The organism is Chitinophaga caseinilytica, assembly GCF_038396765.1.
Taxonomy (GTDB): Bacteria; Bacteroidota; Bacteroidia; order Chitinophagales; family Chitinophagaceae; genus Chitinophaga; species Chitinophaga caseinilytica.
The window spans coordinates 5415142-5438009 of the sequence record NZ_CP150096.1 but is presented as its reverse complement, the minus strand read 5'-3'; the positions used below and the strand labels follow the sequence as shown (position 1 = coordinate 5438009).

21 protein-coding genes are annotated in these 22868 nt (G+C 52.9%); 5 read left to right on the top strand and 16 right to left on the bottom strand.

The features are described from left to right. The first annotated feature begins 63 nt into the window (after positions 1 to 63). Positions 64 to 327, top strand: a complete 264-nt coding sequence (locus WJU22_RS22360; RefSeq protein ID WP_341840398.1) for a hypothetical protein — start codon at positions 64 to 66, stop codon at positions 325 to 327. 36 nt (positions 328 to 363) lie between these two features. Next, positions 364 to 801 carry an antitoxin Xre/MbcA/ParS toxin-binding domain-containing protein gene (locus WJU22_RS22355; protein WP_341840397.1) on the top strand — a complete coding sequence of 146 codons (438 nt, stop codon included), beginning with the start codon at positions 364 to 366 and terminating at the stop codon, positions 799 to 801. Positions 802 to 1207: 406 nt separating this feature from the next. Here the strand turns inward: WJU22_RS22355 and WJU22_RS22350 are convergent, their stop codons facing one another. The 3 genes from WJU22_RS22350 to WJU22_RS22340 form a co-directional block, all read right to left on the bottom strand. Further along, complete coding sequence (locus WJU22_RS22350) at positions 1208 to 1975, bottom strand: ABC transporter permease (protein ID WP_341840396.1); 768 nt, start codon at positions 1973 to 1975, stop codon at positions 1208 to 1210. Between the two features lie 4 nt (positions 1976 to 1979). Beyond that, positions 1980 to 2735 (bottom strand): ABC transporter ATP-binding protein, encoded by a 756-nt coding sequence (locus WJU22_RS22345; RefSeq protein WP_341840395.1) that lies wholly within the window; start codon positions 2733 to 2735, stop codon positions 1980 to 1982. Between the two features lie 314 nt (positions 2736 to 3049). Next, positions 3050 to 3226: a hypothetical protein gene (locus WJU22_RS22340; RefSeq protein ID WP_341840394.1), complete on the bottom strand. Its 177-nt coding sequence runs from the start codon at positions 3224 to 3226 to the stop codon at positions 3050 to 3052. Positions 3227 to 3370: 144 nt separating this feature from the next. Between WJU22_RS22340 and WJU22_RS22335 the strand changes: the two genes are divergently transcribed. After that, positions 3371 to 8245 (top strand): FG-GAP-like repeat-containing protein, encoded by a 4875-nt coding sequence (locus tag WJU22_RS22335; protein ID WP_341840393.1) that lies wholly within the window; start codon positions 3371 to 3373, stop codon positions 8243 to 8245. A 105-nt stretch (positions 8246 to 8350) separates the two neighbouring features. Here the strand turns inward: WJU22_RS22335 and WJU22_RS22330 are convergent, their stop codons facing one another. From WJU22_RS22330 to WJU22_RS22270, 13 genes are all read right to left on the bottom strand, one after another. Then, a complete protein-coding gene (locus WJU22_RS22330) occupies positions 8351 to 8608 on the bottom strand; it encodes a metallophosphoesterase family protein (protein ID WP_341840392.1) in 258 nt (85 codons plus the stop codon). A gap of 54 nt (positions 8609 to 8662) precedes the next feature. Next, the gene (locus tag WJU22_RS22325) at positions 8663 to 9091 is read right to left on the bottom strand and encodes an arsenate reductase ArsC (protein ID WP_341840391.1); all 429 of its coding nucleotides are present in this window, start codon (positions 9089 to 9091) and stop codon (positions 8663 to 8665) included. A gap of 21 nt (positions 9092 to 9112) precedes the next feature. Continuing rightward, positions 9113 to 10201, bottom strand: coding sequence for an ACR3 family arsenite efflux transporter (gene arsB / locus WJU22_RS22320; protein ID WP_341840390.1), 1089 nt, complete (start codon positions 10199 to 10201; stop codon positions 9113 to 9115). A 35-nt stretch (positions 10202 to 10236) separates the two neighbouring features. Then, on the bottom strand, positions 10237 to 11079 hold the full coding sequence (locus WJU22_RS22315) for an arsenite methyltransferase (protein ID WP_341840389.1): 843 nt from the start codon (positions 11077 to 11079) through the stop codon (positions 10237 to 10239). A gap of 55 nt (positions 11080 to 11134) precedes the next feature. After that, on the bottom strand, positions 11135 to 11464 hold the full coding sequence (locus WJU22_RS22310) for a metalloregulator ArsR/SmtB family transcription factor (protein WP_341839752.1): 330 nt from the start codon (positions 11462 to 11464) through the stop codon (positions 11135 to 11137). 228 nt (positions 11465 to 11692) lie between these two features. Next, entirely contained in the window at positions 11693 to 12733 is a 1041-nt protein-coding gene (locus tag WJU22_RS22305) for an alpha/beta hydrolase (protein WP_341840388.1), read from the bottom strand. 19 nt (positions 12734 to 12752) lie between these two features. Beyond that, positions 12753 to 13103 carry an alpha/beta hydrolase gene (locus WJU22_RS22300; RefSeq protein ID WP_341840387.1) on the bottom strand — a complete coding sequence of 117 codons (351 nt, stop codon included), beginning with the start codon at positions 13101 to 13103 and terminating at the stop codon, positions 12753 to 12755. Positions 13104 to 13312: 209 nt separating this feature from the next. Next, on the bottom strand, positions 13313 to 13774 hold the full coding sequence (locus tag WJU22_RS22295) for an ester cyclase (protein WP_341840386.1): 462 nt from the start codon (positions 13772 to 13774) through the stop codon (positions 13313 to 13315). Positions 13775 to 14013: 239 nt separating this feature from the next. Next, positions 14014 to 14385 carry a hypothetical protein gene (locus WJU22_RS22290; protein WP_341840385.1) on the bottom strand — a complete coding sequence of 124 codons (372 nt, stop codon included), beginning with the start codon at positions 14383 to 14385 and terminating at the stop codon, positions 14014 to 14016. A 13-nt stretch (positions 14386 to 14398) separates the two neighbouring features. After that, a complete protein-coding gene (locus WJU22_RS22285; RefSeq protein WP_341840384.1) occupies positions 14399 to 15118 on the bottom strand; it encodes a superoxide dismutase in 720 nt (239 codons plus the stop codon). Between the two features lie 11 nt (positions 15119 to 15129). Continuing rightward, positions 15130 to 16323 (bottom strand): chromate transporter, encoded by a 1194-nt coding sequence (locus WJU22_RS22280; RefSeq protein ID WP_341840383.1) that lies wholly within the window; start codon positions 16321 to 16323, stop codon positions 15130 to 15132. Further along, entirely contained in the window at positions 16305 to 16757 is a 453-nt protein-coding gene (locus tag WJU22_RS22275; RefSeq protein ID WP_341840382.1) for a chromate resistance protein ChrB domain-containing protein, read from the bottom strand. The genes WJU22_RS22280 and WJU22_RS22275 overlap by 19 nt, the downstream gene beginning before the upstream one ends. Positions 16758 to 16836: 79 nt before the next feature. Then, positions 16837 to 17679, bottom strand: coding sequence for a chromate resistance protein ChrB domain-containing protein (locus WJU22_RS22270; protein ID WP_341840381.1), 843 nt, complete (start codon positions 17677 to 17679; stop codon positions 16837 to 16839). A 499-nt stretch (positions 17680 to 18178) separates the two neighbouring features. Here WJU22_RS22270 and WJU22_RS22265 point away from each other — a divergent pair, with 499 nt between their 5' ends. Together WJU22_RS22265 and WJU22_RS22260 are read left to right on the top strand one after the other, a co-directional pair. After that, positions 18179 to 21283, top strand: coding sequence for a TonB-dependent receptor (locus WJU22_RS22265; protein ID WP_341840380.1), 3105 nt, complete (start codon positions 18179 to 18181; stop codon positions 21281 to 21283). 30 nt (positions 21284 to 21313) lie between these two features. Beyond that, on the top strand, positions 21314 to 22861 hold the full coding sequence (locus tag WJU22_RS22260; RefSeq protein WP_341840379.1) for a RagB/SusD family nutrient uptake outer membrane protein: 1548 nt from the start codon (positions 21314 to 21316) through the stop codon (positions 22859 to 22861). Positions 22862 to 22868 lie beyond the last annotated feature (7 nt).

Sequence of the window (22868 nt, the reverse complement as noted above, 5' to 3'; positions counted from 1 at the left end):
AAAATATATTTCCCTTATCTTTGTAAAACGATAGAAGCATCGAAAAATCTAAACCAAACCACCATGAAATCAAACGAATCCATTGTTTACGCCCAGCTTCCGCAAGTCATTTCCGTCCTCAACCTCCTGAGCGATGCCGTTTACGCCCGCATTTGCATGGAATGCGGATGGGATGACGATACTTACCGTTATTATTTTACGCATAGCGATCGCATCCCGGCTGCATCCCGGCAAAAGATCAACAAAATCATCGCAGCGCAGATCCGCTACCTCGCATCCCGTCCGCCCCAAATACATCCCCATGATGAAAGTGTGCAACATAATTAACAACGAATTCTATCATTCATTTTTTAATTAGTTAGCATGAAATTAGATTCAATTTCCGCACACAATCTGCAATCTTTCGAACTGCTCCGTTTGCTGCATCCGCTTACCGAAGAAGAGGCTGCGGCCATTGTAGGGGATGGGTTGCCTTTTGAAATAGTAGAAGGATTTATGGATGTAACAGACCTCAGCGTCTCCGATCTATGCTTCGCCCTCAACGCTACCGGCAGCGGGTTCAGAGCCTGGCGGGACAGAGGCGTATTCCCAAAGCCGATCAGCAATATCATTATGCAGCTGGTGGAGATTTACGCATATGGATATAGCCAGTTTGGCCGAAGGAAAAAATTCAACAGCTGGATGCAGGAGCCCAGCATGCGCCTCGGTATGATTCCACCCATGGCGTTGATCAGTGATGAGTTTGGTCTCCGTGAACTGTTACAAGCTTTAAAAAGGATGGAAACCCTGGAATTGCAATAACTTCAACGGGAAAAAATCAGGGAATCTTGCGTTGTAATTGCGCAGGACCAGTAGGAACGATTAAAGCCGGGCCGATCATTCGATCTGCACGGCTTTAATCGTTCAGATACTACAAACACCGCGTAACGGTCCCCACATAAGGGAGCGCCCCGGGTTTGTTCACACATCATCACTCAAGCATTATCTCACTCAAATCCACCGAAACCAGCACCATCTTGTATAAATCCCGCCGGTTGCAGGAAGGAGAGAGTTGATGGGCTGCCGGAACGCATGGACCTTGAAGCTCCCTGATTCCAGGTCGAGCCCGTACCCGTACATTGTTTTTGGGATGATTGGACACAATCGCCACCTGTATCGATGTTAAAACCTGAAACCCTGAATCCCCGGCGCCTGCGCGGGAAGGCGGTTACCCCCGATTCCTGAATACCCTGCTCGCAATGATACACGCAACGATCATGATCCCGACACACCAGGCCAGGGCCACCCATATCCCATTGCCTACAGGCTGGCCCGCAAGCAAGGCCCGGATCGCTTCTGCGATCGGGGTCACAGGCTGATTTTCCGCAAAAGCCCGGACGGGGCCAGGCATAGTTGCTGTGGGCACGAAAGCCGAACTGATTAATGGAAGGAAATGGATCGGATAAGCGATCACACCTGCGCCATCCACAGATTTTGCCGATAAACCTGCAATGGCGGCCACCCATGTCAGCGCCAGCGTAAACAGCGCAATAATTCCGACAACCGCCAACCATGATAGAACGCCCGCGGAAGAACGGAAACCCATTATCAGCGCCACGATCACGATAACGCTCAGCGAAAGGAAGTTCGATACCAGGGAAGTTAATACATGCCCCCACAGCGCAGCCGATCGCGCGATGGGCATGGAATTGAACCGTTCGAAGATGCCCCGTTGTTTGTCGAGGAACAAACGGTACGACACGTACCCGATGCTGTTCGCCACCGCGATCAGCAAGATGCCGGGCAGCAGGTAATCGACATAGTTATCTGCGCCGGTCTTGATAGCGCCGCCTAACACGTAGACAAACAGCAGCATCATCGCAATGGGCATGATGGTGACGGTAATAATGGTGTCGAGGCTGCGGAAAACATGGCGCAAGCTACGGCCGAGCATGACGCGCATATCCGAGAAGTAATGGTTCTTTAACGTTTCCATAAGGTTATCCGTTTGTTTTACCGATGATCGACAGGAAGATTTCCTCCAGCGTCGGCTGTTTTTCAATGTATTCTACTGTAGCGGGAGGGAACAGCTGTTTCAGCTCCGCCAACGTACCGCTTACGATGATCTGGCCGCCGTGGAGGATGGCGATTTTATCCGCCAGTTGCTCCGCTTCCTCCAGGTACTGCGTGGTGAGGAATACGGTCGTGCCATTGCCGGCAAGCGCTTTCACGATTTTCCAGACTTCGATGCGGGCTTCGGGGTCCAGGCCGGTCGTGGGCTCGTCGAGGAAGATCAGCGGCGAATCGCCGACAAGGCTCATCGCGATGTCTAGCCGCCGCCGCATGCCGCCGGAGTAAGTGGCCGCCTTGCGGTCTGCCGCTTCCGTTAAACCGAACCGTTCCAGGAGATCGTTGGCCACTTGGCGCGGATGCTTTACATGCCGCAGCTTCGCAATCATCACCAGGTTTTCCCGGCCGGTGAGAATGTCGTCCAGGGCGGCGAATTGACCGGTAAGGCTGATGGAGGCCCGCACATTGCCGGGTTGCGCGGTCACGTCGAATCCATTGATGGAGGCACGGCCGCCGTCCTGTTTCAACAATGTGGTGAGGATTTTGATGATCGTCGTTTTGCCGGAACCGTTGGAGCCCAGCAGGGCGAAAATGCTGCCTTTTTCCACTTCAAAATCTACTCCTTTCAGGACATGGAGTTGCCTGTAGGACTTTTTGAGCCCAGTTACTGAAATTGAATGTTGCATAATTTTACTTTTAAAAGCGAACGCCATAAGATGATGTGCGCCGCTGCCGTTGAGTGCCGTGACCGTCAGGTTTCATCTTTTCAGAGCGATGGAGTTCCTTCTTCTTTGAACATTGAATCCTGACGTCGGGATATTGCAAATGTATTCCGGGATTCTCGTTCAATCGCTATAAAGCGTGTTCCTTTTAGTTGTGATGCAACATCGAACCGTTGTTTTCCCGACAACATTTAGTTGTATTGGAAAAAAAGGAGTGGTTTTAAGGTGATTTTTCCGGATGTGGGATCAAGGTAAAGTGAGACCCGAATAGCGTTGCTTTAGAGCTGATCTTCGTGTCTTAGCTGGTCTGTCCGGTTTTGTTCGACTATGTCGTCTGTAGCTTCCGGGGGAAGGAGTTTCTTCCGGTCGTCGCGGTTGCGTTTGATGAGGAATATTATCAGCGCCAGCCCTGCCAGCGCGGCAATGATAATGATCCCTATTTCCATATTTGTCATATCAGGCTGGTATTTAGGTGGTTAGGTCGGCCGGTAACTGAAGGTTCCACAGGGGCCTGCAACCCTCCGGGCGCCAGATTTATACGCTCAAAAATCGCGCCTGATGGCGATTAAAATTATCCTAAATTGCCCTAAATTTCCTACATGTCCCTTTCCTGCCTGAAAACAGCCTTTAAAGGATGCTTATCCCTACTAACTGTTTATATTTTTTCCCTTTCGCCTGCAATGGCGCAAATGCGTCAGATGTACAAGGATACTGATCCTGACAACCATATCTATAAAATGAGTTTTTATTCGCCAAGCGAGGGTTATGTTGCTTTTAGCAAATGGATCGGCTATACCACTGACAGCGGCAGGACCTTTACAAAGAAATACATCACCCTCAGTAACGTCAATTACGGCAGCTATACGAACATCAATCTAACCTTTGGGTTTGGTATCGAGGGAGTGAAGGCCTTCGATAAAAATATACTTATCGTTTATGGAGATTATGGACTGGTGCCTGCTATTTTGTATTCAACAGACGGTGGAAATTCATTTAAGCTGGTATACCATTCTCAGTATAATTCTATGCAACTGAGTACCGGGATAAAAGACATCGATTTTCTCCAAAATAGTAATATTGGTTATGCAGTTGATGCAGACCGTATTCTGAAGACTACGAACAAAGGGCTCACCTGGGATGTGCAGGCAATAAGGCCCGGCTATTTTTTTGACCATATAGATGCGGTTGACGACAATTACGCATTTGCGACGGCTTCCGGTATTAATACAGCCAGCATATTAAAGACCGCCGATGGCGGGGCGACGTGGCTGAATATGACATTGCCGAAAACGGGAACCCCCACCAATGCATATTTCCTGACCGGCAATATTGGGTGGTTATGTATGTACGATTCACCCTACGAGTACTTTTATAAAACAACGAACGGTGGCCAGCAATGGACCCTTATGAACGACCGTGATGCCACTCCCTTCAATTGTGACAAAATGTGGTTCAGCGACGTTAATACCGGTTATGCCCTGGTAGCTCCTTACCGGGTGTATAAAACAACAAACAGCGGCGTAACCTGGGAACCGCTCGCAAGGGAAACTGATTTCACCTACCTGGGTTATACGCACAATGACCTGCAGTGTTTATCCGCAACCCAGCTATGGGCAGGCGGCGATCATGGATTCCTGGAAATGACATCAAACGGCGGAGCTCCCATACCGGCGGCTTATTTTAAAACAGATACCACGGGAATGTATATGGCCGGCACCGTTAAGTTGGTGAATTTTTCAAAAACAGGATACCAGTACCAATGGCTGGTGAATGGGTCATTAGTAAGCACAAGTTATAACGCCACCTATACACATGAGATCGTCAGAAGCACAGATACAATACAGTTGGTCGTTACTGCCGGCGGAATTTCGGATACCCTCACAAAATACCCACAGTTTTACGCAGGCGGCATTGCAGAAGCCCACTCTTATTACCCAAAATCGGGCAGTACAGGCACATTCGTAACCATAACCGGTTCAAGATTCACCAACGTATCGGGTGTTTCGTTTGGTGGTATGCCCGCGGCTTCCTTTACGGTATTGTCAGATACGGTGCTCACGGCTGTTGTTGCCGGCGGCACTACAGGCAGCATTACTTTAAAACAGTTCTATGGCACCGTTCCGGTTGGTGCATTCACCTATAATCCACCACCAACTGCGCAGCCTCCGGTAATCCAGGCCGTTAGCCCCGCTGCGGGTATAGTGGGTGCTACAGTAACGATCACCGGCAATGGATTTAGTAACACACCTTCACAGAACAGTGTTTATTTTGGAACCGTTCCGGCGAAGCTGCAATCGGCTTCTTCGGGGCAGTTGGTATGTACTGTACCTGTGGGCGCAAGCCTGGGTACTATCCAGGTGCTTAATAAAGACAATGGCCTTTTGGGCGAATCCCCATCACCTTTTCATGTACCGTTTGCTGACAGCACTATGAATTTTACCCCAAATTCCTTTACTGATGGCCTTATCGTAAACAAAGGCATGGGAATTCCAGGTGAATTGCAGGGAAAAGACATTGACGGCGATGGAAAACCTGACATCATTTCAATTATTTACGGATATCCGGGCGATTCGATTGCGGTACTCCGAAATACAACAACAGGGGGACGGCTTTCCTTTGCACCGAAAGTAAATGTCGGCAATAATCACTCTGCCGCAAGAGGCTTTTTTGCAATAAACGACCTCGACGGCGACGGTCGCCCCGACCTGGCGTTATCAACCAATCGGGGGGTGGTGAAGGCGTTCCGGAATACAAGCAGTCCGGGCATTGTTTCGTTCGAAAAGGAATACCTGCTCCCCGCCGGGGAAGGCACTCAGGGAGTGGTTATTACGGACCTGGACAATGACGGGAAAAATGATATTGCGATTAGTTCATTTTCAGATTATCGTGTATGTGTGATGAGGAATACCAGTGTGCCGGGCTCCCTGTCTTTTGGCGCCACGCAAGACTTCAATACTCCGAGATTAGAGCCGCTTGTGGGCATCGCCGCTGGCGATCTTGACGGCGACGGATTAAAAGACGTTATCGCCTACCCTTCAACCTCCAATACCAGCGAAGGCAGTATTTTTTTGTTTCGGAATACGAGCACCCGGGGAAATATTTCTCTCGCCCCATTTGTTAGAATAAGCGTACCTGGCATTAGTTTTTCAGGCAATTATGTTTCGATTGTCGACTTCGATATGGATGGCCAAACTGATATTGTTATTTGTAATGACCAGGCTATTTGTGTATTGCGAAGCAACAGTACGGTAGGGAACTTTTCCTTTTTGCCACCTGTTGTTATGCGGCTGCATTTCAGTAATTATGTAAGTGGCAGGGGAGGATCTGTATCCAACTTCAGCGGCACTATAAGACCTGATGTAGTTTGGGCCCATTCCGGAACAACTCGCCAAATCAGGTTAGAAAAGAATAGTTCCCTGCCCGGCACTCCCAAGCTGGACAGCCTGATTTACGGGCCCGGCGCCAGCTCCACCCGCATCTTTCCCCAGGCAGTAGCAGGGGCGGATTTCGATGGGGATGGTAAAACTGATATTGCTGCGTCAACCGGTTATGATGACAGAATTATAATAGTGTATAAAAATTCGGTCAATGTTCCGGTAATTACGCCGATGTGTACAAGTAATCCGTATGGTTACAAAATGGAGTCTGATATAAGCGGTAAAACGTATCAATGGCAACAGGATACCGGGGGCGGTTTTACCAATGTTGTTAACAATACCATCGTGTCTGGCGCAACTACGAATGCACTTCATTTCATCAATATGCCTGTATCGTGGAATGGTTATAAATATCGGTGCATTGTGGATGGACGTTATAGCAGCACTTTTGTATTGCAACTAAATTATACGCCCAGTCCCGGTATATTCATTTCAGCCTCTGACACTACTTTCTGTCTTGGTAAGGATGTAACTTTTACTGCCACCGACTCCAGCGGCAACAAGAACTATTATGCAACTCAATGGCAGGTTAATGGAAAGGATGTTGGTTACTACACCAGTTCGCTTTCAATAAATACGCTGCAGGATCTTGATCAGGTGCGGGTAATTCTCATCTATAACGATATCTGTAACGTTGAGCGCAGAGATACCAGTGATGCTATAACCGTGCATGTAAACGGCGCTACTGCTGCTGTGCAAATAAGTGCTTCAAACCTCGCGGCCTGTATGGGAACTCCTGTTACATTTACGGCAACGCCAACTAATCCAGGTAACCTGCCTGAATATGACTGGAGGGTAAATGATGTGTCGCAGGGTATCAACAAACCGGTATTTACCAGTTCAGCCCTCAAAAAGAATGACATGGTTCAGGTATTTATGAAAAGCGCTGCCACCTGTGCATATCCCAACCCTTCCCAGAGTAATGTGCTTACAATGGCGGTTTTAGATACCGGTGCACTGTCTGTCAGCATTACAACGGCAACTACTACTGTATGTACCGGAGCGAATGTGATGTTTACAGCATTTCCACGGAATGCCGGTTTGGAATCAAGTTATCAGTGGACGGTGAACGGTGTTGCAGCAGGTACAAACGCAAACACATTCAACACCTCAACGCTGCAAGATAATGACAAGGTTCAGTGTATGCTTACCAGCCCTTCTGCCTGTCGCCTTCAGACTCAGGCAAACAGCGGCATCATTACCATGAGTGTTAAAAGTAACATCGTTCCTTCCGTGTCGCTGTCGATCCGTGATACTGCCATATGCATAGGAGGTACGGTTGTTATTTCAGCAATTGCTATAAACCCGGGCGATGCGCCCTTTTATCAATGGAAAAGCAACGGTGTAATAACAGGAAGTAATTCTCCTGACTATACCATCAATGGACTTACGGACAACACAACTGTCTCCGTTTTGCTTCTGAGTAGCGCTGCTTGCGCCAACCCCATTAGCCGCGAGAGCACGCCTGTCGTCATTACGGCAAAGCCGGTACCTGACATCAGAATTTCCGGCGATATAGTAGTTGAACCTGGCGCTAAAGGTTTGTACACTGCTACCGTTACTTATTCAGGCACGGACCTGCAATATCAATGGCAGGATAGCACTAATTTCCACTCCTGGCAGAACATCAATGGAGCAGTCAGCGATAACATAATTTATACGCCAACGGCAACCCGCAATAAGATAAGGTGTGTGTGCAGCTCTTCTGCAGGTTGCACGGCAACAAGCAATGCAATCGACATCAGGAATAGTGTAATTACCGCTACGCCCGATGTTGCGGCAGTTGATGCGGGTTACAATTGGTATCCCAATCCGGTGAGCTCAACGTTATACGTTCAGGACGAAGACAGGGCGGACCCGGTTTGGACGATTATTGTCTATAGCCATTCAGGCAACAGGTTATTGGTGATCAATAATACCGGCAGACAGGAAAAGATCCAAATCGATGTGTCGGCCCTGCCTGGTGGTGCATATGTTGTAGAAACGAAAAGAAAGTCGGGCAAAACGAGGTCTTTTAAGATATTGAAATTGCGGTAAGCATCGTTTACATCAATACATGAAAATTGAAATTCAAAACAGGAATAGATACCGTCGAAAGTTGGGGTATCCTCGTAATGCTTTTTGATTAAGATATTTTCGATTTCATGGCGGGTTCCGTTGGGATTTCCTTGGATTCGGTGTTTTCAAGGCGTTTGACGCGTCGCTGCGGCGCCTCCAGATGGAGGCGCCGCAGCATTCATGGCTCATCGGGCCGATGCCCTGGTCATTGTTACCGGCGATGGTCGGGATACTGAGCTTGCAGATCGCCCGGATCACTTCGTAAAGCCAGATATTGTAGCCCACCAGGTCGCCGAGGCAGTAAACGGCGTGGGGTTTGCGCTTGTCCAGGTCGGCAAACAAGGCTTCAGGTTCGCGTGAATATTCAAGAATAGCGCAATTTTCATCGGTTGCGGTTTAGGCAGTTCCAGTTTTGACGTACTTATTGACGAATTGTTCAAAATAGTTGCGGATGATCTGCCGTACCTCGCGGAACTGCTCCGTAACTTCTTCTTCCGTGCCCGTGGCTTTCGCCGGGTCGGGGAAATTCTCATGGAATTGCTGCGCGCGCGAAGGGAATACAGGGCAGCGTTCCTTCGCATGGTCGCAAACGGTCACCACATAGTCGAAATCGATGCCGGTGTATTCAGAGATATTGTTGGATGTGTGGCCGGAGATATCGATGCCGTCTTCCGCCATGGTGGCGATGGCGCGGGGATTGACGCCGTGCGTTTCCACGCCTGCGCTATATACTTCTGCTGCGTCGCCCGCGAAGTGGCGGAGATAGCCTTCTGCTATCTGGCTGCGGCAGCTGTTGCCGGTGCAAAGGACCAGGATCTTCTTCATTTGGAATAGTAGGTTTTGAGTTTATACTTGCAATGCTTTTTCTTCCGGATTGCCGTACCAGCGTTTCCGCAGCCAGAACGCCACGTTCACCAGGGCAATCAGAGCTGGGACTTCCACCAACGGGCCGATCACGCCGGCAAATGCCTGTCCGCTGTTGATGCCGAACACACCGATGGCTACGGCGATCGCCAACTCGAAGTTGTTACCCGCCGCCGTAAAGGCGATGGAGGCGTTTTTCGAGTAGTCAGCGCCGAGGGATTTACCTATGAACATGCTCACGAGGAACATGATGACGAAGTAAATGGCAAGCGGGATGGCGATGCGTACCACGTCCATCGGGATCTGTACGATCAGTTCGCCCTTCAGGCTGAACATCACCACGATGGTGAACAGCAGCGCGATGAGGGTGATCGGGGAAATCACGGGTACGAACTTCTCCTGGAACCATTTTTCCCCTTTCCAGCGGATCAGCGCGAAGCGGCTAATGATGCCGGCGGCGAACGGAATACCCAGGTAAATGGCTACGCTTTCCGCAATCTGGCCGATGGTGATATTTACTTCCAGCCCTTTCATGCCGAATACCGGTGGTAACACGGTAATGAAGAACCACGCGTATACGCTGTACAGCAGCACCTGGAACACGCTGTTCAGGGCCACGAGCCCGGCGGCGTATTCGCGGTTGCCTTCCGCCAGCTCGTTCCACACGATCACCATGGCGATGCAGCGGGCCAGCCCGATGAGGATCAGCCCGATCATGTATTCCGGATAGCCGTGCAGGAAGAGCACCGCCAGGCCGAACATCAGCACAGGGCCGATCACCCAGTTGAGCAGCAGCGATGCGCCGAGGATCTTCGTATTGCGGAACACTTCGCCCATTTTACCGTAGTTCACCTTTGCCAGCGGCGGGTACATCATGAGGATGAGGCCGATCGCCAGCGGGATGTTGGTGGTACCGGTCGAGAAGGAATTGATGAAGCCGGCGCTGGACGGGATGAAATACCCGATGCCGACGCCTGCCGCCATAGCGAGGAAAATCCAAAGGGTGAGGTAACGGTCGAGGAACCCCAGGCGTTTGCGGCCAGCTGCCGGCGTGCAATCATTTGCAGACATATGGATCTAATACTTGTCGTTGATGAATGGGTGAATTAGCAACATCCGGAACCAGGTGTGCAGCAGCTCTCCGCCGGTTTTTCCGCGTAAACGGTAATGCTGAATATGCCTGCCTGTTGTGACTTGAAACCGGCCAGTTCTTCCGGAGTGAGGTATTTTTCGAGAATATCGTCAGGGATGATGATGGCTTTTTCCTTCTGGATGGTGATGTGCTGGAAGCCGTTCTGCGCGATCAGCTCGAGGTATACTTCTTTCGGGCTGGCGCCGGATACGCAGCCTGCGTACATTTCAGCGGCTTCTTTCAGGGAAGCGGGGAGGTTGCCGGTGAGCACCACGTCGGAGATGCTGAAGTGGCCGCCGGGCTTCAGGACGCGGAAGATTTCAGAGAAGACGCCGTTTTTGTTGGGCACCAGGTTCAGCACGCAGTTGCTCACGATGACGTCGGCCACGTTGTCGCTCACGGGCATCTGCTCGATGTCGCCCTGGCGGAACTCGACGTTGTGGAAGCCGCGGACTTCCGCATTATGGCGGGCTTTGGCGATCATGGCGTCGGTGAAGTCGATCCCGATCACCTTGCCGGTTTCGCCGGTTTCTGCGCGGGCGATGAAAGCGTCGTTGCCGGCGCCGGAGCCCAGGTCGATCACCACGTTGCCGGGTTGGATCTTTGCGAATTGCGTGGGGAGGCCACAACCGAGGCCGAGGTCGGCGTCTGCGTTATAGCCTTCGAGCTGGGTGTAGTCTTCGCTCATGATGTTATATATTTCGTCGGAGCAGCAGGAAGCGCCGCAGCAGGAGGAGGCGTTGGTATCTTTATCCTGCAGGGCAATGTTGCCGTATTTCTCGCGGACGAGGTCTTTCAGTTCTTGATCTGTAGGCATTGTAATAAGTTGTTCGTATAATTGCAATATTGCGATATATAAGGGCAAAAAAATATTAGCAGCAACTGCCCTCGGAAATGCTGCTATCGAAGAATTTGTCGAAAAGGTTACGGTATTGCATCCAGGTTTTCGGGTTGATGCAGTAGCAGATGGAGGTACCTTCCACGGTGCCCTGGATCAGCCCTACGGCTTTCAGCTCTTTGAGGTGCTGGGAGATCGTTGCCTGTGCGAGGCCGAGCTCTTCTACCAGATCGCCGCCGATGCAGGCGTTGATCTTCACGAGATGCTGCAAAATGGCGATGCGGGCGGGGTGCGCCAGTGCTTTTGCCATGTTGGCGATGTCGTTTTGCTGTTTGGTGAATAGATCGGTCTTGGTAGCTCCCATAATATTGCAATATTACGATGGATTTGAATTGCCGGCAAACATTTTTAGCATTATTTTTTGAAATCGAATAGTCCCTTTGCGGGAATGCTAATTTTGGTATGATAATTATATATTCATTAGTTACAGAATATCAATAGCTTAACTGTTGATGTAGCGACAAATCCCAATTTCAGTATCTATAAAAAAAGATAGAAGCCCTGGAATTGGAATAACCTCAACCGGAGGAAATCAGGCCGGATAGGCGTCTACCTCGATGATCGCGTCGGCGAAAGCCTGCGGCGCTTCCTGCGGCAGGTTGTGCCCGATCCCGCCGGTCAGCGCGATGTGCCGGTATTTGCCCGTGAATTTATTCGCATATGCTTTTTCCGGCGGATGGGGCGCGCCGTTGGCATCGCCTTCCATCGTAATGCTGGGAACGGTGATGGGAGGGGCTTCCGCCAGCTTCTTCTCCAGTTCGTCGAATTGCGGCTCTCCTTCGGCCAGTCCCAGCCGCCAGCGATAGTTGTGGATCACGATGCTGACATGGTCCGGATTATCGAACGATGTCGCGCTTTGCTGGAAAGTGGCGTCGGAGAATTTCCATTGCGGCGAAGCGATCTGCCAGATGAGTTTGGCGAACGCTGCGGTGTATTTTTCATACCCGGCCCTGCCACGTTCCGTCGAAAAGTAATATTGATACCACCATTGTAATTCCGCGGCAGGTTCCAGCGGCACCTGGCCGGCTTTCTGGTTGCCGATCAGGTAGCCGCTCACCGAAACCATGGCTTTCACCCGCTCCGGCCACAACGCCGCGAGGATATTGGCCGTTCTGGCGCCCCAGTCGCAACCGCCGACGATCGCCTTTTTGATCCCGAGCGCATCCATCAGCGCGATGATATCCGCCGCGATGGCCGATTGCTGGCCATTGCGCGGGGTATCTGCGGAAAGGAAGCGCGTAGATCCGTATCCCCGCAGATAGGGCACAATCACCCGGTAGCCTTTGGCAGCCAATATAGGCGCAACGGCTGCGTAGGTATGAATGTCGTAGGGCCAGCCATGGATCAGGATTACCACGCGGCCGTTTCCCGGCCCGGATTCGGCGTAGCCGATGTTCAACACACCGGCATTGATTTGCTTGATGGGGCCGAACGAAGCACCCGGTGCCGGAAGTGTTACCGGCGAATTGTCCGGCAAGGGTAGGGCGAATGCGGAGCTCGCCAGGCTGAACATCGCCAGTTCCGAAGCGCTCAACAGGAAATTGCGGCGACTGTATCTTCTTGTTGTTGCCATTATGCAGCAGTTTAGTTTATCAACGTTGCGATTTTTTCGCGGAACCCTTTGCCGCGGCCTCTATCACATCTGCCACGGCTTTGGGCTGCGAGATGAAAATAGCGTGGCTGCCTTTGCGCCCGGTGGCTTTCCTGTTGGCCCGTTTCGCGAAGAAGCGTTGCCGTGGGCAACGAGTGGTCTTCGGTGGGCGACAGGATCCCCAGATTTCGAGCGGATATTTGCTCAGCAAGCCTCCCAAAGATTCACCTTTTTCCGGTGGGAATGCGCCTATGTACATGAGGCCGGCAACATTTCCTGCGTTTCCGTCAACAGAAATAATTGCACCGCCATAGGAATGCCCAACGAGAATAACGGGGCCCTGCGGCTGCAATAACCTCCTGGTGGCGGCGATATCGTCTTCCGGCCAGGTGTTGGGGTTGCCTACGATGCAGACGCGGCCATCCGGATGCGCGAAGGGCAGGAGGAAATGGGAAAGCGCGATTTCATAAAAGGCTTTACTTCACCATTTACCCAAAATGAAAAGCCGCGCGGCTCAATTGGCCCGCGCGGCTTTCGCTCAATTAGCATTTAACTTCCACGTTAAATGGTTTTCAATAAACCCAGTTGCGTTAAAGCCGTAACACCATCATCGAGCCCGATTTCCTCAACGATTTTTCCATCCACTACTTTCAGCACGGTGGTGCCGGTGAAATGCATTTTCTTTCCGGTGGATGCAGGCAGTGAGCCTGCCAGGAAGTCACTGAAAGCGCCGCCCGTGTGCGTGCCGCCGCCTTCCCATTGGCCTACTACATAATCGCCTTCCGCGATCAGATCTGCCGTGCCCCAGAAATTCAAGTCCGGGAATGCCGCGCGGAAATCCATCATGAATGCCTTGATATCTTCACGGCCGTTGCGGGGCTCATGCAGCGAGTATTTCAGCAGCATGCCGGGCGATGCGATTTCATCTACGATGGAGAGATCAACCGTTTCTCCCCAGAAATGCGTAAACCAGCGTACCACTACTTCTTTGTTCAGCTCTTCTTTTGTTTTTTGATTTTCCATGGTTTGAAATTTTAGAATGAGTGAAGAATTTTACCTGTTTGATAAATCAAAAGTAGGGCGGTGGTTTATCGTGTTCAATCCGTTTCTTGCGTAGTTGATTTTCTTTCAGATTTTCAAATAAAAGCAAGATTCGGATTGTCTGTTTTTAATTGAAATCGGCTGTTCCGGTTTAAGGTGGGGAAATACTTTTTTACTATGATTTGTTGGAAATCATGCTTTCCAACCTGTGTAATTCAACTTCAGTGAAACTTGTACCCGATACCAGCGGTCCAAATCCATCTGTCTGTCTTGTTATGAAAAAACGCAGGCACGATCAGCACCAGGTTGCGGTAATCCAGCCGGGGGCCGATGCCCAGTCGGGGCTCCGCCTTGCGGTCCACGATCAGTAATGAAGGGAACGCCGCAAGGGCTACGCTCCAGGAAGACCCGAGCTTCAGTTTGAGATGAGGGCCGCCGACATTGAACGCTACGGTCTTGTCGCCGAAGGAAACGCCGGCCATGCCTTCCAGACCTACGGAAAGGGGGCGGCGGTGGCGGGTGGTGTCGGAAGTTTGGGCAAAAAGAATCTGGCCCGTCAGCAGGACGGGAATAAGAGATGTGAGATGTTTCATATGTGATGGTTGGTTATTTCTTCCTGGCGATGTTCAGCCGGTCGGCCACGTTATCCCAATTGATGATGTTGAACAGGGTATCGACGAAATCCTGCCGTTTGTTTTTGTATTTCAGATAATACGCGTGCTCCCAAACGTCGATCACCAGGATCGGTATGGCGCCCCATTGCTGGAGCTTTTCGTGGTTCTCGCACTGGATCACGGTGAGGGTGTCGGCATATGGCTGATAAGCCAGCACGCCCCAGCCGTTGCCGTCGATGTTCTTGGCGGTGGCGGCGATGTAGCCCTTCAGTTTGTCGTAGCTGCCGAACTGCTGCCCGATCTTTTTCAATAGTTCACCCGTGGGCTCGCTTTTTTTATTGGTGAGGTTCGTCCAGAAGATGGTGTGCAGCAGGTGGCTGCTGAAATGGTAGGATAGCTTTTTCGTCCAGTAATCGACCGTTTCAAAGTTCCCTTCGGCTACGGCCTTTTGAATTTGCTGGATGTCTTTGTTGGCGGCTTTTGCGGCGCCACCGTGGTGGAACTGGTGATGGAGGTGCAGCGTTTCGGCATCCATGTACGGCTCCAGGAATGTTTCGTTGTACGGAAGCGGGTTCAGGGCGAATTGTCCGTTGGCGTCCACGAGCTTGTCGGGTAGTGCGCCGTCGGTACTGGCAGCGAATGCTTCGTCGGGCCGGATGAGGCCCGCGCCGCCGAGGAGTAATCCGCCTTTCAGAAATTCTTTCCGGTTCATGATGTGGTGGTTTATGGTGTAACGATCGTTTTTAACAGGATGCCGGCGATTGCGGCCAGCAGGATGATCAGGGGCTCGGGGATCTTCTTGAAGCGGTAGAGCACCAAAATAGTGACAGCGGCCAGTCCGATGGTCCAGGCGTCGGTGAGGGAACGTTTGCCCAGTACGATCACCGCGCCGGAGATGGCCCCGATGGCTGCGGCCGTTACGCCGTCCACGAAGGCTTTGATGCCGGGGTGCTTTCCGTATTTCCGGAAGTAGGGAGCGGGTAAAATCGTAAACAGGTAGCAGGGGAAGAAAGTTGCGAAGGCGGCCACACAAGCGCCGGGGAACCCTGATACCAGGTACCCGATAAATCCCACGGTGATCACCACCGGGCCGGGCGTGATCATCGCTACGGCCACCGCATCCATGAACTGCTGTTCGTTCAGCCATGCGTATTCCTTTACCACGCCGCCATACAGGAACGGTACGATCGCCAGGCCGCTTCCGAACACGAACGCCCCGGCCTTGGTGAAATACAGCGCGATCTTCCAGAGCGTTCCGCCGGATGTTGCCGAACCCGCCGCCTGGAACAAGGGAACCGCCAGCAGCGACGGCGCCGCGTCTCGCCCCGGGAGCCATAATCGTTTCGGGGGCGATTTTATGAGCCAGTACAAAACACCCGCGCCCAGGAACAGCCATACGTTCTCCGTTTCATACACCACCGTAAACACGGCAGACAGCAGGTAGATGCCGATCAGCCATTTATCCGTCCCGATGGATTTCTTCGTGAGTTTATACGCGCTCATGGCGATAATACCGATTACCGCGGCGCCCACGCCATAAAATACCGCCTGCATCCAGGGGATGCCTTCGTATAGGGTGTATATGAAGCCCAGCGCCAGTACCATAAGGAACGACGGCAACACGAAGGCCAGTCCGGTCAGTGTAGCGCCGGGGATTTTGTAATGGACATAGCCGATGTAGATGCCCAGCTGAGCGGCCAGCGGACCGGGAGCCAGTTGGGCGAGGGCCAGCCCTTCCTTGTAGTCTTCCTCGCTGATCCAGCCTTTGCGCTCCACCAGGTCGCGGTGCATGTAGCCCGCCAGCGCCACGGGGCCGCCGAAGCCCCAGGTGCCGAGCTTCAAAAAGTAGAGAACGATGTCCCGGAGCGAGTATCCGGGTGTGGTTTTATCCATGTCGGTCATTGTTTGTGCTGCCATGTGTGTTTCTCTTCCTGCCGGAAACGGGCCCAGCTATACAGCGCGTCGTACACCTTTTTACCGATCTCCAGCATTTCGTAGTCGTTGGCGTGGTTATGGGAAAGCCCGGCGGAGATAGCCCAGAGGCCCGCCGCCTGTGGAACCAGACCGAAGCGGTGGGTATCGGCTGCGCGGACGATCAGGGCCAGTTGCCGCAGCGCGGGGTCGTTCAGCCGGTGCTTGCGGAGGAAGTAATCAAAGGTGCATTCGTCGCCGTAGTGGGTATATTCCACGTCCGGCACGTCGAAGGGAACGGCTTGCAGCTCCGCGGCGCGCGCGATCACTTCCGGGGCGGGCACGTAGATGATCTCCGCGTCCGGGTCGATGAACCGGGCGATCAGCCAGGGACAGGCGATGCGGTCGATTTTGGGCCGCTCACGGGTGATCCACTTCATGGTCAGCGGTTTTATACCTGCAAGTTCGCCAGGCCCGCAGCCAAAAAATAGAACGGAAATAACCGGGTTGGTACGGATTTTACTTTTTCGGAAGATTTTTCCGGAAATCGGAGGGGCTTTTGCCGGTGTGCTTCTTGAAAATCCGGGTAAAATGGCTTTGGTCGGAGAACCCGGTGAGGTAGGCGATCTCCGTCAGGCTATGGCTGGATGCCAGCAGCTGGATGGCTTTTTCGATGCGTAGCTTACGGATGTAGTCGCCGAAAGTGAGGTTGTCGAAGTATTTGGAGAACTCCCGGGAAAGGTAGGAGGGATGCACCTGGAGCGTTTCGGAAAGGCCTTTGAGGCTCAGGCTGAGGTTGGTGTCGATCTGGTCCTGGATGAGGTCGCGCAGCTCCTTTGCCCATTCCGGCACCTTTTTGCCTTCGGCTTTTTGCTGGCTGAGGAATTTTTTGAACACTTCCAGCAGGAGGTTTTCAAAAGGCTGCTGTGTGTGGCTGACGTGCTGGAGGTGTTTGGCCCAGCTGTAGAGCGCATCGTACAGGAGCATTCCTTTTTCCAGCAGGCGCTGATCGTCGGGCTCGTTGTAGGCGAGGCCGGCGGAGATCGCCCAAAGGCCGGAAGCTTGAGTAGCCAGGTCGTGGCGGTCGGTATCGGCGCCGCGTACGATGGGCGCCATGACGTGCACCGCCGGATCGGTAACGTTGTGTTTTTCGATGAGGTAGTCGAAGGTGCATTTATCCTCATGGTGCGTGTATTCCACGCCGGGAAGGTCGAAGGGGATGGCACCGAGGGCCTCGGCCTGGGGGATCACCTGGTCGAAGGGCACGTAAATGATCTCCGCCTCCGGGTCTATGAACCGGCGGATGAGCCAGGGGCAGGCGAGGCGGTCGATTTTAGGGCGTTCGCGGGTGATCCATTTCATATTTATGCAAGATAGATAATTTGATGGTTGGGTTTGCCTACGGTAAACCTGATACCATTACCTGTTTACGTTGATGCCAGATGGCATATCCCAAAATGCAAAACAGGCAAACAAACGGCGGCACGTAAGATGCGTGTATCCCGATCTCCGGAAAACCGGCAATATACCCCTGCATCGTGGATAGCCGAAGATGGCAAGTTTGCACGGCTGTTGAAAGGATAGTTGAAATGGTGTATATCCATAATGTGATAGGTTAAACATGTTACAAATCGGGGTAAGTACAGAACATTTTGGTTAAGTAATTCGCTCTACTTTGGTGGCATAAGGAAGCCGCTCCGCCAGCCTGTGAGCCTGCGGGAAGCTTCCGCAACCATTATCATTGAACCGTTTCAACTTATCCAACATGAATGGGGCAATTGTTAGGCACGCTACCCGGCTGTTATGCCGGCCGTGGTTCCACACCTGCGGTGTTATACTGTTATTATCCGGCCTTCCTGCCATGGGGAACGCGCTTCCCTCCGCGCACCGTACCACGGTGGTAGACGAGGTGGTAGTTTCCGGCACCGTAAAAGATGAGAAAGGCGAAGCCCTGCCGGGCGTCACCATCCGCATCAAAGGCACCAATAAAGGCGCGGTTACGGGGGCAGACGGGACCTTCCGCATTGCAGTCCCCGGCGCGGCTTCGGTGCTCGTGTTCAGCTATTCCGGCATGGAAACGCAGGAGGTATCCGTAGGCAGCCAGACCACCCTGAACATCATCCTGCAAACCAGCAAGGAATCACTCAACGAAGTAGTGGTGATCGGGTATGGCACCCAACGTAAATCGGACCTCACCGGCGCCGTAGGCTCCGTTCAGGCCGCACGCCTGCAGGAACGCCCGGCATCGTCCCTGAACCAGGCGCTGGCGGGGAAAGTGGCCGGCGTTCAGGTGAACGCCAACTCCGGCAGGCCCGGCGGCAAAACCGAAATGCGCATCCGGGGTTTCAGCTCCATCAACTCATCCAACAACCCGCTGTACGTAATAGACGGCGTGATGATGCCCATTTCCACCCAGGCCGTGGGCAGCCAGCCGATCGATTATATCAATCCGAACGATGTGGTATCGGTAGAGATACTGAAAGACGCCTCGGCCACCGCGATCTACGGTGCGCGCGGCGCCAACGGCGTAGTGCTCATCACCACCAAAAGAGGCAAAGCAGGCGGGGGAGAAGTAACGTACAACGGCGATTACAGCGTGCCTACCGTTGGGCCCAACTTCCCGAAGTTCCTCAACGCAAAGGAATTCCTGGCTGTGGAAGACCTTGCCTATAAAAACATGGAGAAATACGACCCCGCCGGTTGGGCGGCCGGAAAATACACCGGCCGCAACCCCGCGCTGGCACGTACCGATCCCCGGATATTCGACGGCAACGGCAACCCGCTGTACGATACCGACTGGCTGAAGGAAGCCACCCAGCACCGTATCTCCCAGAACCACCAGCTGGGTTTCTCCAACGGTAACGAGAAAAGCAGCTATGCCGCTTCGCTCGGGTACCGCAACGATCAGGGCCTCATCAAAACATCTTACCTCAAAAGATATTCCGCCCGCTTTACGTTCGACGACCAGGTAAAACCCTGGCTCAAAGTAGGCGGCACCCTCAGCTACAACAACCAGGAAGAAAACCTCGTGGATTTCGACTACCTGCCCATGCGCATGATCGCTGAAGCATTGCCCTTCCTGCCGGTGAAGTACGCCGACGGCACCTGGGCAGATAACCGCCATTATCCCAATGCCGAACAGTCGTTCAGCCCCCTCCATTATTTATACGACCGGAAATACATACTGAACACACAAACCACCATCGGCAGCTTCTACACCAACCTCAGCCTCGCGAAAGGGCTGGAAATGCGGACCGTGCTGGGTGTGAACATCCTTTCCCAAGGCACCAACACCTATACCGGCCGCACGCTGTCGATCAGCCAGAAAGGCATCGCCTCGTCCAGCAACGGGCGGGAGAATTTCTGGTCGCTGGAGAATTACCTCACTTACAACAAGCGCATCGCCGACAAACACGCCTTTACCGGCATGCTGGGCGTGGCCTGGCAGGAAACCAATGCTTTCGGTTTGTATGCCAGCATCCAGAATTTTTCCAGTGATTTCTTCCAGTTCAATAACCTGGGCGCGGGCAGCACCAATCCCGGCTACGGCACCAACCGCTCGCGCTTTGCGTTCAATTCGTATTTCGGAAGGGTCAATTACGGGTATCTCGATAAATACCTGCTGACCGTAACGGGCCGTATCGACGGTTCCTCCAAATTCGGGGAGAACAACAAGTTCGCGTTTTTCCCTTCCGCGGCACTGGCCTGGCGCGTATCCGGCGAAGATTTCCTGAAAGATCATCCCGTGATCTCGAACCTTAAACTGCGCACCAGCTACGGCGTTACGGGAAACTCCGAGATCCCGCCCTATACTTCGCTGCCGCTCCTGAGCTCCGGTTACGCGGCTATTATCAATAACCAGCGCGTTGGCGGCACCGGTCTCGGGTTGCTCTCGAACCCCGACCTGCGGTGGGAAAAAACAGCGCAAACGGACGCGGGTATTGAGATCGGCCTGTTCAAAGGGCGCATTTCCCTGGAAGCCGATGTGTACTACCGCAAAACGACCGACATGCTGCTGGATGCCCCGGTGCCGCAAACGAGCGGATACGCGATCATCCGCAAAAACGTAGGCTCGATGGAAAACAAAGGACTGGAGATTTCTCTCAACACCGTCAACATCGAACGGCGGGATTTCTCCTGGAACAGCATGTTCAACGTTTCCATGAACCGCAACAAGGTGCTGTCGCTGGCAACGCCTTCGGATATTTATGGCGTGGGAGGACTGGTATTCATCAGTCCTACCAACATCATCCGGATCGGCGAGCCCGTAGGCGCGTTTTACGGCCTGGTGCGGGAGGGTATCTGGAGCGAATCGGAAAGGACGGAGGCCGCAAAGTTCGTCAGCTACCGCGGCGGATTGCCCATTTTGCCCGGGGATATTAAATATAAAGACGTTAACGGCGATTATACCATCAACGATGCCGACCGGATGATCATCGGTAACGGCAGTCCCAAAGCCTGGGGCGCGTTTACGAATACGTTCCGCTACCGCCGGTTCGACCTGTCGCTGGAGCTGCAATATTCTTACGGCAACGATGTGTTCGAATTGAGTACGGGCTCCAGTGAAGACAGGGTGGCGCTGGCGAACAGTTACAAGTCGGTATTGAACGCCTGGCGGCCCGATAACCAGAACACCATGATCCCCGAGATCCGCGATACCCGCGCGGGATATGTGATCAACGAAGATACGCACTGGCTGAAAGATGGATCGTTCCTCCGCGGCAGGAACCTGCTGCTGGGGTACAGTTTATCGCCCGAAACGTTGAAGCGCATTCGTTTCAGCAGGCTGCGGGTGTTTGGGTCGGTGCAGAATTTCTTTTTGCTGACCAGCAGGGAAGTGAACGGGGACCCGGAAACGATCGGGCTGATCGGCGGGGAAAATACGAAAGTGTTTTCGCAGGGGATGATGTATCACGCCTATCCCAAATCCACCACTTTCATGCTGGGCATTCAGGCCGCCCTGTAATCACATTCTTCAATTCAAAAGCTTTTTCCGATGAAGACGAATATAGCAGGTAAATGGTTGCTGGCAGGCGTGTTGATGCTGGGTACAGGCTGCAGCAAGTTCCTGGAGGAAAACAATCCTTCCAGCCTTACATCCGAAAGTTTTTATACGATCCCCGAACATGCGGAAGCCGCCATTGCGGCGGTGTACGCGGAAACACGGTTCATCGGCAATGCCGCCGCCATCTTTTCCGGCAACTGGCAGATGCTGGAAGCGGTTACGGGAACATCCACGGCGGAAGCCACTGAGAATACGAACCTCAATAACCTGTACGCACTTTCGTACGACGGCAATAATCTCCACGTGGCGCAATGGTGGAACGGCCTCTACCGCGTGATCGCGCAGGCCAACCAGGTGATCGATAAAGTACCGGGCATTAACCCTATGAACGATGCGCAGAAGCAGCGCATCCTGGGAGAAGCGCGCTTCCTGCGGGCATGGGCTTATTTTTATGCGGTGAGGCTGTGGGGAGATGTTCCCCTCATCACCAAACCCCAGACGGCATCGTCGGAAGATTTCATGCCGGTGAGAACAGGGCAGGAAAAGGTGTACGACCTGGTCGTGGAAGATCTGCTGGCGGCCGAAGCGGCCGGACTGCCCTGGATGGATGCTTCCGGCCGGGTGTCGCTCGCCGCGGTGAAGGCCCAGCTGGCGAGGGTATACCTGACCATGGCGGGGCAACCGCTGAACAAGGGGGCGGCTTATTACAAACTGGCGGCCGATAAGTCGAAGGAAATCATCGACTATGCAGATGCGAATCCCGCGCAGATCGATCTTTTCCCGAATTACGGCGCGCTGCACAGCGTAGCGGAAGAAAATAAGCTGGAATTGCTTTTCAGTATCCAATACCTGGCCGACGTGGAAGCCAACCCCATGTTGCACATGCTGCCCAACAACAAACCGGTGACGGTTTTCGGCGGCTGGACCGGCACCACCGTGCCCACCCGCTCATTCTACGCGACGTATGAAACCGGGGACCTCCGCGCGAAAGACCGCGAAGGCTTCTTCTATACCAGCTATTACACGAACGGCAGCGGCGCCCTCTTTCAGCTGGGCGCGCCGTACATCTTCAAATTCTTCAACACGATAGCTTTCGGAACGGCCGGCAAAACTGGCACGGGGCAGGATGATCTCAACCTGATGCAGATCCGCTACGCGGAGGTGCTGCTGATGTACGCGGAAGCCCAGAATGAAAGTGGCGGCATCAACCCCGCGGCATATAATGCCCTGAAAAAAATCCGCGACAGGGCAGAGCTGACCACCGCGGGCATGGGCACTTTCACGCAGCAGTCGTTCCGCGAAGCGGTATGGCGCGAGCGCTGGCATGAGCTCTGCTACGAAGGCATCACCTGGTTCGATATGGTCCGGTTGCGGAAAGTCTACAACGAAACCAACAAAGGGTTCGATGATTTCGTAGGGCACGTGAACCTGAATTCCAACCAGCCTTTGCAGGCCAGGCATCTGCTCTTCCCGCTCCCGAGGCTGGAAATGCAGAACAACCCGAACCTCAAGCCGCAAAATCCCGGCTACCCTCAATAAAAACGAT